At 56.4% G+C, this 13,607-nt stretch carries 10 protein-coding genes and 1 pseudogene; 8 read left to right on the top strand and 3 right to left on the bottom strand.

The annotated features are described in order from the left end of the window. The 4 genes and pseudogenes from AC2FM5_RS07140 to AC2FM5_RS07125 form a co-directional block, all read left to right on the top strand. A pseudogene (locus AC2FM5_RS07140) lies at positions 1-359 on the top strand (ABC transporter substrate-binding protein); the annotation flags it as partial. After that, on the top strand, positions 360-1,328 hold the full coding sequence (locus tag AC2FM5_RS07135) for an ABC transporter permease (RefSeq protein WP_170339894.1): 969 nt from the start codon (positions 360-362) through the stop codon (positions 1,326-1,328). Next, positions 1,325-2,239, top strand: coding sequence for an ABC transporter permease (locus AC2FM5_RS07130; RefSeq protein ID WP_170339892.1), 915 nt, complete (start codon positions 1,325-1,327; stop codon positions 2,237-2,239). The genes AC2FM5_RS07135 and AC2FM5_RS07130 overlap by 4 nt, the downstream gene beginning before the upstream one ends. Beyond that, on the top strand, positions 2,236-3,924 hold the full coding sequence (locus AC2FM5_RS07125; RefSeq protein ID WP_170445187.1) for an ABC transporter ATP-binding protein: 1,689 nt from the start codon (positions 2,236-2,238) through the stop codon (positions 3,922-3,924). Before AC2FM5_RS07130 ends, AC2FM5_RS07125 begins: the two co-directional genes overlap by 4 nt. 528 nt (positions 3,925-4,452) lie before the next feature. Here AC2FM5_RS07125 and AC2FM5_RS07120 read toward each other — a convergent pair. Together AC2FM5_RS07120 and rsgA are read right to left on the bottom strand one after the other, a co-directional pair. Next, positions 4,453-5,220, bottom strand: a complete 768-nt coding sequence (locus AC2FM5_RS07120) for a VOC family protein (RefSeq protein ID WP_496734704.1) — start codon at positions 5,218-5,220, stop codon at positions 4,453-4,455. Positions 5,221-5,224: 4 nt separating this feature from the next. Further along, complete coding sequence (gene rsgA / locus AC2FM5_RS07115; protein WP_367647377.1) at positions 5,225-6,061, bottom strand: ribosome small subunit-dependent GTPase A; 837 nt, start codon at positions 6,059-6,061, stop codon at positions 5,225-5,227. A gap of 1,228 nt (positions 6,062-7,289) precedes the next feature. Here rsgA and AC2FM5_RS07110 point away from each other — a divergent pair. Further along, positions 7,290-8,822, top strand: a complete 1,533-nt coding sequence (locus tag AC2FM5_RS07110; protein ID WP_496734702.1) for a phospholipase D family protein — start codon at positions 7,290-7,292, stop codon at positions 8,820-8,822. Positions 8,823-8,935: 113 nt separating this feature from the next. After that, complete coding sequence (locus AC2FM5_RS07105; protein ID WP_496734700.1) at positions 8,936-10,012, top strand: PLP-dependent cysteine synthase family protein; 1,077 nt, start codon at positions 8,936-8,938, stop codon at positions 10,010-10,012. A gap of 453 nt (positions 10,013-10,465) precedes the next feature. Here the strand turns inward: AC2FM5_RS07105 and AC2FM5_RS07100 are convergent, their stop codons facing one another. Then, positions 10,466-11,362, bottom strand: a complete 897-nt coding sequence (locus AC2FM5_RS07100; RefSeq protein ID WP_496734698.1) for a LysR family transcriptional regulator — start codon at positions 11,360-11,362, stop codon at positions 10,466-10,468. Positions 11,363-11,556: 194 nt separating this feature from the next. Between AC2FM5_RS07100 and cuyA the strand changes: the two genes are divergently transcribed. Together cuyA and AC2FM5_RS07090 are read left to right on the top strand one after the other, a co-directional pair. Then, complete coding sequence (gene cuyA / locus AC2FM5_RS07095; RefSeq protein ID WP_480636289.1) at positions 11,557-12,588, top strand: D-cysteate sulfo-lyase; 1,032 nt, start codon at positions 11,557-11,559, stop codon at positions 12,586-12,588. 34 nt (positions 12,589-12,622) lie between these two features. Further along, positions 12,623-13,582: an ABC transporter substrate-binding protein gene (locus AC2FM5_RS07090; protein ID WP_170442210.1), complete on the top strand. Its 960-nt coding sequence runs from the start codon at positions 12,623-12,625 to the stop codon at positions 13,580-13,582. Positions 13,583-13,607: the final 25 nt, after the last annotated feature.

The raw sequence follows: 13,607 nt of genomic DNA, 5'->3' as shown, positions 1-13,607 counted from the left end.
CTGAACTGCGGGCCGACAATTTTGATATGTATCTGTTGGGTTGGTCACCCGGTACGTTTGATGCCGAGCATCCCGTGCGTTTTCTCGCTTCGACCCCGAATGAGGAAAAGAAGTTGGGTTCGTGGAACTTTGGCGGCTATTCGAACTCTCGCGTGGATGAATTGCTGCCGCTGATCCAGTCCGAGATTGACGAACCCAAACGTCAGGCAATGCTGGACGAGGTGGCAGGTATCCTGCACGATGAGGTGGCCTATGTACCGCTTTACGTTCAACCGCTGGTCTGGGGCGCGCGCAGCAATATCGAGCTGACACAACGGCCCGACAACTTCTTCCTTCTGCGCTGGGTAACGGTCAACTAAATGCTGTCATACATTATCAGGCGTGTGGCTCAGTCGGCGCTGGTTCTGTTCGTCGTGGGCCTGGTCGCCTTTTCCATGTTCCGCTTTGTCGGAGATCCGATCGACAACATGCTGGGGCAAGAGCGGACCATGGAAGATGTGGAACGTCTGCGCGCGCAGTTGGGGCTCGATCAGCCGTTTCCGGTGCAATATGTGAAGTTTCTGCAGGAAGCGGTACAGGGCAATTTTGGCGTCAGCTTCCGTCAAGGGCGTCCGGTCGCGGAAATCCTGGCCGAACGCGCGCCGGCAACGTTGGAACTGGCGCTGGTCTCAGCCGTATTTGCCATAGTCTTGGGCATCGCGCTGGGTGTGTTCACCGCAATCCGCCGAGACGGGTTTGCAGCGAATTTCATCATGTCAGCCTCTCTGATCGGGGTGTCCCTGCCGACGTTCCTGATCGGGATTCTGTTGATTTACATCTTCTCGGTCGAACTTGGCTGGCTGCCCAGTTTTGGACGCGGAGAAGTCGTGGATCTGGGCTGGTGGAACACAGGCTTGCTGACAAGCAGTGGACTCAAGGCGCTGATCCTGCCCGCGATTACACTGGGTCTATACCAGATGACCCTCATCATGCGGCTGGTGCGCTCCGAGATGTTGGAAGTACTCCGGCAAGACTATATCCGCTTTGCCCGCGCCCGTGGGCTGAGTGACCGGACCATCAATTTCCGCCATGCGCTGAAGAATACCATGGTCCCGGTCATCACGATTATCGGCCTGCAACTGGGAGCCATCATCGCCTTTGCCATCATCACCGAGACGGTGTTTCAGTGGCCGGGCCTGGGCCTTTTGTTCATCAATGCAATCCAATTCGTGGATATCCCTGTCATGGCAGCATACCTGATGATGATCTCGGTCATCTTTGTCACCATCAACCTTGCGGTCGATATCCTTTACGCCTTCATCGACCCGCGCCTGAGGGTCAGCGCATGAGCCGTGTGAAACGCATTCTGGACAGCGACCAGTTCTACGCCTTCCGCCGCTCGCCTGTCGCCATGGTGTCGGCGACAGTGGCATTGATCCTGATCCTGGCCACGATCCTCGCACCACTGATTGCGCCGACAAACCCGTTTGACCCGGCCAGCCTGAACCTGATGAACGGCTTCACCCCGCCGATGGAACCCAATGCCTTTACAGGCGAAACCTTCCTCATGGGCACAGACGATCAGGGGCGTGATGTGTTCTCGACCATCCTCTACGGAATGCGGATCTCGCTATTCGTTGGGGTGGCGGCCGTTCTGTTCGCGATGGTTCTGGGGATCATTCTGGGCCTGCTATCGGGCTATTTCGGCGGTTGGACCGAAACCATCATCATGCGCACGGCGGATGTGCAGCTGACTTTCCCATCGATCCTTCTGGCCATGCTGATCTTTGGGATCGCCAAGGGCATTACCCCGGTGGAGTATCGCGACCAGATGGCGATCTGGGTGCTGATCCTGGCCATTGGCCTGTCCGATTGGGTGCAGTTTGCTCGTGTCGTCCGGGGCGCAACGTTGGTTGAGAAGAACAAAGATTACGTCGCCGCCGCGCGCATCATCGGACAAAGCCCGCTGACCATCATGCTGCGCCATATCCTGCCCAATGTACTGTCACCGGTGCTGGTGATCGCGACTATCTCATTGGCGCTGGCGATCATTGCCGAGGCGACGCTCAGTTTCCTTGGCGTTGGCGCGCCACCGACCCAGCCCTCGCTGGGGACGCTGATCCGCATTGGGCAGGGATTCCTGTTCTCGGGCGAGTGGTGGATCCTGTTCTTCCCGGCCTGCACCCTGCTGGCACTGGCGCTGAGTGTGAACCTGCTGGGCGACTGGCTGCGTGACGTTCTGAACCCGAGGCTGAAATGACCGATCCCGTTCTTTCGATCCGCAACCTGACTGTGGAAATCCCCACACGCCACGGCATCTTCAAGCCGGTCGAGCATGTGACCTACGACCTGCATCCTGGCGAGATCCGGGGCGTTGTCGGCGAAAGCGGTGCTGGCAAGTCCATGACCGGCAACGCCGTGATCGGCCTTCTGGACCCCCCGGCCCATGTCTCCGAAGGTGAGGTCTGGCTGAACGGTCGCCGGATTGACGAACTGGACGCCGAGGACAAACGCCGAATCCGGGGCAAAGAGATCGGGATGATCTTTCAGGACCCGCTAACCTCGCTGAACCCGTTGTTCACAGTGGGCGAGCAATTGGTCGAGACGATCCAGCTTCACCTCGGCCTGTCCGCTTCCGAGGCCAAAAAGCGCGCCATTTCTCTGCTGGATCGCGTGTCCATCCCCGACCCGGCAGACAGATTCAACCAGTATCCGCACCAGTTCTCCGGAGGGATGCGTCAGCGGGTGGTAATCGCGCTTGCACTCTGTACCGAGCCCAGCGTTCTGATCGCGGACGAACCCACAACGGCCTTGGATGTGTCTGTCCAAGCGCAGGTGCTGGATCTGATCAAGGAACTGGCGAAAGAGCGTCAGGTCGGCGTGATCCTCGTTACCCACGATATGGGCGTTATCGCCGACACCACGGACTCGGTTACCGTGATGTATTCCGGTCATGTGGTTGAAAGCGGAACGACCGATCAGATCCTCGGCGCACCGAAACATGAGTATACCAAATCTCTGATTGCCGCCGTGCCGCGCCCGCACACCAAAGTAGAGCGTTTCCCAGTAGTCAATTATGGCGAGCGGGAAAGAACCTTCAAGATCGACGATCTGGCGGCCCATTGGGAAAAGACCGATCTGTCGAAATCCGGCAAACTGCTGGAAATCGAAAGCATTACTAAAACGTTCCTCCAAAAGGGCGGGCTGCTGCCCTCGCAACGCAAGTACTTCACTGCCGTCGATCAGGTGAGTTTCGACATTCGCGACGGTGAGGTTTTTGGCCTTGTCGGCGAAAGTGGCTCTGGCAAGTCTACAGTCGCCCGGATGATTGGAACACTCTATCCTGTGGACGGTGGTCGGGTGATCTTTGATGGCGAAGACGTCACAGTGATGGAGGCAGAGGCCCTGCAAGCCTACCGCCGCCAGATCCAGATGATCTTTCAAGACCCGTTCTCCAGCCTAAATCCCCGCATGAGGGTCGGGGACCTCGTTGCCGAGCCCATCCATCATCACAAAATCCTGCCCAAGCCCGCAATTGAACCGCGCGTGCGCGAACTGCTTGACTGGGTTGGCCTGGCCAAGGACGCGTGGCGCAAGTATCCACACGAGTTTTCCGGTGGGCAGCGTCAGCGCATTTGTATTGCTCGCGCCCTCGCAACTCAGCCCCGTTTTCTGATCTGCGATGAGCCGACCAGCGCCCTGGACGTATCCATTCAGGCGCAAATCCTGAACATTCTCAAAGACCTGCAGGAGCATCTGGGCCTGACTATGCTCTTTATCAGCCATGATCTTCCTGTCGTACGTCAGATGTGTGACCGGGTGGGCGTGATGCGGCATGGGAAGCTGCTTGAGGTTCAGGAGACGGACGCGTTGTTCGAAGCTCCCGAGCATCCGTATACACGGGAACTATTGGATTTGATGCCACGGCTAAAGCAATTGGCATAACCTTAACGGTTTGGTCTTGCATCGGTTTTCCAGAAGAAGTTGTTTGAGAGGTACGCGCGCAAGCAATCAACGGTAGTTTGAATTCAAACACCGACTTGAATTGGCTCCATCGCAAGGCGTCTAGTATTCGTTGTCGACCCAATTTCGGACCTGGACGAAGCTAGATGAAATGCAATCTCGATCAATGAGGTCTGCGTCGAGGTCACAGCCGACGGCAGCAATACGGTTTGCGACTTCAGAATTCAGGATACCCCTTGAAAGACAGCTTTCCGCGCCTCACCAAACATCTCGACACGGCAGTACGCGAGACTTGTAGGGGACTAGGTGTCGGTCATTGGTTTCAAACCGAGCGGCTACGGCACACACCCCCTATGCCGGACCAAAGCATCGGAGAACTGACATCAGAAACGAAAAGGCGGCTGGATCCCGACCAATACACTGTCGAATAGCGCGCATTAGCGCTGAGTTCCGGACCCTGCAGAGCGGAAAAAACCCGCTCTGCAGTTCCTGAGAAGAATTTGCGAGTGGCTAGAAAGGGTTTGTCTGCTCGCCGCCGAAAGCAAACGGCCTTCCGTCCGGATCACACAGGATGGGGATTTGAGCTTGAACGGTTTCGCTCACGTTCAAGGAGGCCGGATGCGCCCCTTTGGTTTCAGCGGCACGGAAGGCGTCAGGGACTGAAGCAACTTTTAGGCTCGGGACCCAAGATGCGTTTGAGGCGGTTGCCCAAGTCGCGGCATGCTGGATTGCAACAAGACGGCCCCGAGGCCCGAGGAGAGTGGCGCAATCCTGGTCCCGATCGGGAGACACCTGCCATCCGAAGAGTTCGATGTAGAACGCCTGCGGAAAGCCATCATCGTTGCTGATATACACTTCAGGGCCAAACTGCCGTCTCGGCACGGGGAAACTGTGCCGAGACAGCGAAATCCCCACCAAAGCGCCGAGCGGATCGCGAACGAGTGCGTTGCGCCCGACGTCCGGCACCTCGAATGGCTCCCGAACAATTTTGCCTCCGAGCGTGTCGACGCGCTTGGCCGCCAGGTCCACGTCGGGGACCTCGATGTAGGCGACCCAGCCCTTCGCTTGCTCGGGCGGCGTCTCGATCAAACCCGCGCCCGCTTCGTCACCGGAAAGGGCGAGGACGAAATCCTGCTCGCCGCCACCCCATGCAAAATCCGATGCCCGCTCGACTTCATAAGCCCAGTCGGCGACGTGCTGGTAGAATGCCATTGAACGCGCCCTGTCCGGTGTGAATAGGTCATGCCATACGATTTGACCGGCTTTCGACTGTGTCATCGCCTTACTTCCTGACATCTTTGAGTTTTTTGACTCCGCGGACCATCTTCCCAAACGCCTTGTCGCGCGACCTGCGTTCCGCAAGACTCGCCGAGTTAAACGCATCTTCGGCCATGAGCTTGCGCCATCTGCGAAGCCGATCGCTATCAAGAACACCCTCATCGATAGCCTTCAGAACAGCGCATTCCGGCTCAGAATCGTGCTGACAGTTCTTGAATCGACACTGCGCGGCCAACTCCTGAATGTCGGCGAAAAGATCATTGATACCTTCCGCTGCATCGGTGAGCTGCAGTTCCCGCATGCCCGGAGTGTCCAAGACCAGACAGCCATTGGGCATCGCATGAAGCTCGCGCCGCGTTGTCGTATGCCGCCCCTTTGCGTCGTCCTCACGAATGGTTTGGGTTTCAATGGACTGACTCTCGAGCAGCGCATTGGCCAACGTTGATTTACCAACACCAGATGAGCCGAGAAACGCCACCGTCTTGCCGGGTTTGCACCAGGGAAGCAGTTTTGTCCGGGGCGCGTCTCCGCGGGCGTCAAAGGCGACCACGTCGATCATGTCCGATACCGCGCGGGCAGCGTCGATATAGTTCTGCGGGTCTGTCACGAGGTCGGTCTTTGTGACGACGATGACGGGTGTCATCCGTGCCTCCAAAGCCAGAGCTGCATAGCGTTCCAGCCGGGCCACCTTGAAGTCCTGATTGCAAGACGTGACGATAAAGGCCGTATCAATGTTCGCCGCGATCAGTTGTTCCTGCCGGTCGGTTCCGGGCGCACGCCGCTTGATGAGGCTTGTGCGCTCAAGAACCCGACTGGAGCGCGGACGTGTGGAGTCCAGCATCAGCCAGTCTCCGACAGTTGCGTCGGCTCCCGGCGGAAGTACCGTATCTATGCCGTCACCGACGACATGCAGCCCATTGCGATGCACTTCGACAACGCGAACGGGAGGTGTCGCCGACAAGTCCTCTACGCTGATCTGTTGGGCGAAAAACGGTTGCCATCCCAATGCCTGAAGAGGGCTGGGATTGGCGTGCGATCCCGCTTCGCTTGCGCGAGGCGGAAGGAAGTTGGAGTAATCCCTTGTCATAGGGTGTTCACTTTCATGTCTCTGGCCCAGGTCAGATTTGGGCGCTGATGGTAGGAAAGAGTGCGCACATCAAAACACTCCGTCGGCAACAAAGCGACGGCGGTGCTTCAGATTTTGAATATGCTCCGGGAGGCGCGCTGCCTCCCTTCCTTACCGGGACATAAAATCTCCATTTCCGATGAAGTGCACATAGGAAGACCGCGGGCAGAACACAACAGTTGACCGGTGATTTGGCGCACTTCGTCACTTCTCTGTAGCAACCGTTCAACACGAAGAAGAGTGTGTGAGCTTTACCCGCGTAGCAGCCTTTTGTGCTAGAAACAGCAGTTGACGGCACCGGGTCAAAATTTCCCCAAGGCCCTCCTTGGGCCGTTATCACACACCCCAACAAGCTGAATATTAGGTGGCTTCGTCCGCAATGCGCCTGTCGAATTGGACTATAAGCGACTGCTCCGAGCCCTAAACTGACACTCGGTATCGAGTACGCTAAGCTGGATCGTGCGAGGCACACATACATTCAGAAACCGCACCTTTGGGAGGACGGATGTATGATCATGCGAATTTTTCAGGTGACGACGCGGTCAGGTAAAGAAGACGAGTTTTGCCGCTTTTTTCGCGACACTGCGATCCCGTTGATGAAAAGCACCCCTGGAATCGTGCATCTTTTTCCGGGCGCGCCGAGAGGGTGGTCTTGACCCCTGAAACTGGTCCGAACCGAGTGCGAAATTTTGGGTATATTTCTGGCAACAGGGGAGTGTAGCGATACCGAAGAAACCATTCAGCGACGAACAGATTGCCTTTCGATTGTGGACAGGGCGCTTCGTCAGCCGAAAAAATTTTCAGTCGTGACCGGCTGGCTGGCTTTGAGCCGCAATTCCTCTGGAACGACACTACTTCAGGAAACCTCCCCACCTTTCTCGGAACATACTTGCATTCTTGCCTCTTGGCGTAGTCACCTATGTGTGACGAGCGGAGGAAATCGATGAAGCCTTGGACAATCATGTTTTGTGCGTTCTGCACATTCGCTCTTGTCGCTTGTGCCCCAAAAGTTCGTACATATGAGAAAACCAATTCGGTTTCATTCTCGGCAAGGACAAACAGCACACTTGGGCAGACGGCGACCCGGCTTGGGGACCCCAAAGACGGCCGGTCCGGTGTCAAATTGATCAGCGACGGTGAACAAGCCTTGGTGTCACGGCTTCTACTCGCTGCAGCGGCTGAACAATCGATCGACGCTCAATACTACCTTTTGCATAACGACCCGACAGGTCACCTCTTTGCGGCCAGCCTTTTGCAGGCGGCGGATCGAGGCGTACGCGTTCGCTTGCTTTTGGATGACATGGACACATCCGGATACGACGCGATGACAGCCGCTTTGGACCACCACGAGAATATTGAAATCCGTCTGTTCAATCCTTTCTGGCGCGACCAAAGCCTGATCATTGCCGGGCTCACGGACTTCAAGCGGATCAATCGCAGAATGCACAATAAGTCGATGACCGCAGACAACGTGTTCACAATTGTCGGTGGTCGGAATATCGGCGCCGAGTACTTCCTCGCGCGGGAGGAAATGAACTATGCGGATCTGGACGTTCTGGCAGCCGGTCCTGTCGTAAATGAAGTTTCGCAAAGCTTTGACGAATACTGGAACAGTGAGTTCGCGGTTCCGGCCCGCGTGGTCGTCGGGCAACCTGAAGAATTTTCGCTTGGCCAAGCGCGAAGCAGACTGAATGAGCTCGTGGAGGCGGCAAAGCAGACCCAGTACGGCGAAGCTCTCAGAAAATCCGCAAGGGAGAGTTTTGCAGACGGAACGCTTTCCTTGGATTGGGTGCCCGCAAAACTCTACGCTGATCCGCCTTCCAAAGCCGCAGGGCTTGATAACTCAGATCCAATTCTTGCGTCGCAACTGCTGCCGTATTTCGAAAGTGCTGACAGGGAGGTCAATATCGTTTCGGCCTACTTCGTGCCACGCAACAACGGCGTGAAGTGGATGACCGAACTGGAAAACCGAGGTGTCGAAGTCAAAGTCGTAACCAACTCGCTTGCTTCAAACGACGTAGCACCAGTCTATGCGCACTACGCCAAGAAACGCCGGGCGTTGCTGCGTGGTGGGGTCGAGCTTTATGAATTGCGGCCTGACGCTTATCAGGTCCAACGTCGTGGAATAAACTGGGCTCAATCTCGGTCGGGTCTTCATTCCAAAGCGTTCGCTGTCGATGACAGATATCTGTTTGTCGGTTCGTTCAATTGGGACCCTCGTTCAGTCAACATAAACACAGAAATGGGCATTCTCATCGACTCTCCGGCGTTGACCGCACAAACCATGGGTGCTTTGGACGATGCGCTTCCAGCATATACATATCATGTGACGCTGGAGAGTGCTGGCCAACTCAAATGGAGAACCCGGGGCGAGAACGGAGAAATCCTTGAATATGACTCAGAGCCAACGGGTTCGGCTTGGGATCATATCGTAGCTGGATTTTTCAGTATTTTGCCAATCGGCTCTCAGCTTTAGTAGCGTGGGAGAAGGTCCGTTCCTCTACTGTGCTGTTGACGTTCTATCAATTGCATCGCGCTTGTGGCAGTCTTCTTCGCATTTGAAGAAAAGTGGATAAGCAGGAGGGGCACATGGAAATTCGAACCACATCCGGGCGCGGCCGTTTATATGACAGCGTCCTGGACACGGTCGGCAACACGCCGTGCATTCGCATCAACAAAATCGCGCCGGCCAACGTGACGGTCTACGTCAAGTTTGAAGCTTTCAACCCCGCGGGCTCGGTCAAGGACCGCCTTGCGCTGAACATCATCGAAGCGGGCGAAAGGGAAGGTCGGCTGAAACCCGGGCAAACGGTCGTCGAGGCTACCTCGGGAAATACCGGGATAGGTCTTGCGATGGTATGTGCCGCAAAGGGTTATCCGCTTGTGGTCACTATGGCTGACAGCTTCTCGGTGGAACGCCGCCGGTTGATGCGGTTTCTTGGGGCCAAGGTTGTGCTGACGCCTCGTGCGCTCAAGGGTTTTGGGATGTACTCCAAGGCCAAGGAGTTGGCCGAGGCAAATGGCTGGTTTCTCGCCAGCCAATTCGAGACAAGCGCCAACGCCGACATCCACGAGGCCACGACAGCGAGGGAAATACTCAGTGATTTCGAAGGACAGCGGCTTGACTACTGGATCACCGGTTATGGAACAGGCGGTACCGTTTCGGGCGTGTCGCGCGTGCTCAAGCGCGATCGCCCTGACACCAAGATCATCCTGACCGAGCCTGCAAACGCTGCGATTGTCGGGTCTGGCTACGTGAACACCCGCAATGAGGCCCATCAGCCTACTGAGAGCCATCCGGCTTTCGAGCCGCATCCCATTCAGGGTTGGACGCCCGATTTCATCCCGTATGTGCTTCAGGAAGCCCTGGACAATGCTTATTATGATGAACTGCTTCCCGTCGCCGGAGCGGACGGTATCACCTGGTCCAGGCGTCTGGCCGCAGAGGAGGGGATTTTCACCGGAATCTCAGGTGGATCCACATTTGCCATCGCAATGGAAGTGGCCAAAAGCGCCCCGGACGGATCGGTGATGCTGGTGATGCTGCCCGACACAGGCGAACGGTATCTTTCGACACCGCTCTTTGAAGGGATTGCCGAAGATATGACGGATGAGGAACGAGCGATTTCCATGTCGACACCAACGGCGCAAATGCCGTCTGATTGAGCCGGGTCTCGTTGCTCGTCGATGCAGGTATTTGACCGTTCGATCTGCGGCGTTGATGCCGTCTGAAAGTCTGCGGACAGCGTGTTTGCCGCAATGCGTGGCCAGACAGTCAAACGATCCGGTTGGGTTGTGATTCAGAAGTTGAGCGGACTTCAACCGATGGCCGCCGAGTTTCCTGTGTCAAGGCCGCGTCTGTGCGGTCGAATGCTGACCTGAAGCGTCAAGCCTATCGTTGACCAACGATGTTGCACCGTCAACTGAACGGCGTTTGGGCGCCCTTCCGCAACGCAAAGTCAGCCTTTGGTTTGTTTAAGCGAGAGGTGCACAAGGTTCGTTGGAGCCAGAGGTAGCAGTTGAAATTCAACCACTGCAGGCCTTCTTATGGCCACTAGTCTGCTCCAGCAATTGGCGCAGAATAATTGGTTTGGAGCACCGGAAAATCGAGGTGCCGGATCAGGACGTCGAAACCGGTTTCTTTGCCCAGAATTCGAGCAGTGAATTTGCCGTCTCTACTTGATGATGCGCGTAGATGACCACATCGAGCATTTCTTGACCAATCTGGTTGCGCAGGGAGATCAGCTCGCCGCTTTCGATTTCTTTGTGAACCATGCTGAACGGCAGCCACCCGACACCAAGACCATTCAGGATCATTTCTTTGGCCCCGCTGGAGAAAGCTGTCTGGCAAATGGGATTCTTGCTGTAGTCGGCGGTCCCGAACGGGCGTTGGCTTTTTTTCAATGCTTCGCCGAAGTAGCTGTTTTCGGGGTAGACAATAGCCGGCGTGTTCATAGGCACGTCGCCTTTTCCGCGTACCGCGTATCGCAGGCCTCCGCCGATGACCGGTACCAGGTAATCCTGACCCCAAATCCCGCGACGCACGCCTGATCCGAATTGCAAGGGAGTGACACTCTGCGCCTCGTAGCACAGCAGCATATTCGTGTCGCCGCGCAGAAACAGGGTGACACAATCATTCAGATTGGCGGTCCTCAGGCGGAACCGAAGACCTTCAAAGCGGGCTCGCGCGCGAATGGCCATGTCGGGAAACGTCGAAACGACCGACGCATGGGTCGCTGCGATGGTGACTATCGAAACGGCCGGATCATGTTGCGCAATTTTTGTGCGCAACTCATTCAGTCGTGCGATCATGGCGCGGATTTCCGCTTCATTTGTCGCCAAGGCCGCGCTGATCTCGACACGGTTCGATTTGCGATCGAGGACCTCTATCCCCAACCACTCTTCAAAGCTGCGTATTCGTCTTGAAAACGCAGGTTGCGTGATGTTCCGGCGGGCCGCTGCACGGGTCATGTTCCGCTCTTCCAGAAGGGTCAGGACATCTTCGAACCATAGCATATTCATAAGCTTCTCCCGGGCTGCCCAAAGAAAAGGTATGGGTAGCCTGCGCAAATTGCACTGTTTTTCTGCCTTTTTTCCGCTTTTGCTTTCGAAAGTATTTGGGCGTTCGTGAAGACGGGGAGTTTTCGGTGGCTGAGACAAGTCAAATAACAGGCAGAAAAACGGTGCTCACGGCAGAATTGGTTCTGAGCCTGTGCAAAGAGCTTTCCCTCACGCTGGCAAAATTCCCAAGGGTGTCGCTAGGGCATTTCCCAACCCCTCTCGAACCGATGGACCGCCTGAGCGAAGTGTTGGGGGGGCCGCGCGTATGGGTCAAGCGGGATGATTGCACGGGCCTCTCCTCGGGCGGGAACAAGACACGCAAGCTGGAATTCCTGATGGCCGATGCCGTCGAGAAGGGCGCCGATACGATCATCACCCAAGGGGCGACGCAATCCAATCACGCGCGCCAGACCGCGGCAGCCGCTGCAAAGCTGGGTATGGCGTGTCAAATCTTGCTCGAGGATCGAACCGGCTCGAACGATCCGAACTATATCCTGAATGGCAACGTCCTGTTGGATCGCCTACATGGCGCCAGCGTCTCAAAGCGCCCCGGTGGTGCCGACATGAACGCCGAGATGGATGCTTGCGCTGCACAGTTAAGGGCCAACGGAAAAAAACCGTACATCATTCCCGGAGGCGGATCGAACCCGATCGGTGCTTTGGGATATGTCAATTGCGCGCGCGAGCTGAGCGAACAGGCCGCCAATGCGGGGCTGAAAATTGATGCCCTCGTACATGCGACCGGAAGTTCAGGTACTCAGGCCGGCTTGGTCGCCGGGCTTGCCGCGCTGCAAAGCGACATTCATCTGCTTGGGATTGGCGTGCGTGCGCCTAAAGAGAAACAAGAAAGCATGGTCCACGATCTGGCCGTTCGCACGACCGAGTTCTTGGGCACCGGCACAAAGATTTCACGGGATTCCGTCCGGGCAAACTGCGACTATGTCGGAGCGGGATATGGCCTTCCGACCGAGGGCATGGTCGATGCGCTCAAGCTACTGGCCCGTACAGAAGGCCTTCTGTTCGACCCTGTATACTCGGGAAAAGGGCTGGATGGTCTGATCGATCAGGTCCGCAAAGGCTACTTTGCGGGGATGGACAATATCGTCTTTCTGCACACCGGCGGAAGCGCGGCGTTGTTCGGCTACCCCGAAGTTTTTGACCTTCCGGGTTATGCAGCCTGACATTCAAAAGAACTAACCAACAGGGAGAAATAACATGGCACTCAAGGAAAAACTGATAGGTGCGGCACTGCTTTCGGCCGTCAGCGCGCCACTGGCGGCGGAAGAGGTCAAGATCGGTGTACCCACATGGACGGGAGCGCAAGCCATCGCTCATGTACTGGGTGAGATCGTGACAACCCGCATTGGTGGCACCGTGGAGTATGTTCCGGGCAACAATGCCACCATTTTTCAGGCGATGGACCAAGGCAAGGGCGATATCGACGTGCACCCTGATGTCTGGCTGCCGAACCAGGAAGCTTTCACCAAACAATATGTCGATGGGGCTGGTACTGTGACGTTGTCGTCAAACCCCTATGAGGGCAACCAAGGCTTCTGTGTATCCAAAGACTTTGCCGCAGAGATGAATATCACTGACATTGCGGACCTGGGACGCCCAGACGTGGCGGCTGCAATGGACAGTGACGGCAATGGCAAAGGTGAAATGTGGATCGGTGCTCCGGGTTGGGCCTCAGCCAATGTGAACGAGGTCAAGGTTCGGGACTATGGTCTTCTCGACTTCATCGAGCCGATCCGCGCTGAAGAAGCTGTCAAGACCGCTCGCATCAAGGACAGCATCGCCAAGAAAGAAGGATACGCCTTCTACTGCTACGAGCCCCACGCCGTCTGGTACATGTTCGACGTGGTCATGCTGACCGAGCCGCCTTACGATCCGGAAAAATACATCATGGTGCAGCCTTCGGACGATCCGGATTGGTACAACAAGTCGATGGTTGCCAGTAAGGACGCCTTGAAGGAAGTGCAGATCGCCTGGTCGAACTCACTTGCGGATCGCTCGCCTGCGATTGCCGAGTTCTTCGCCAACTTTGCCCTCACGGCAGATGATGTAAGCTCGCTGGCCTTCGAAATCAGCGCCAATGGTCGCGATGCCAAGGAGGTGGCCGCCGAATGGGTGGCCGCCAACTCTGATCGCGTCGACGCCATGCTGGGTCTCTGATCCAAAACTTGGAAAGGGGCGGGTC

The sequence above is a fragment of the Ruegeria sp. BHSA162 genome (genome assembly GCF_059613385.1).
Note: the sequence above shows the minus strand (reverse complement) of the source record. Positions and strands in the feature narration are given on the sequence as shown.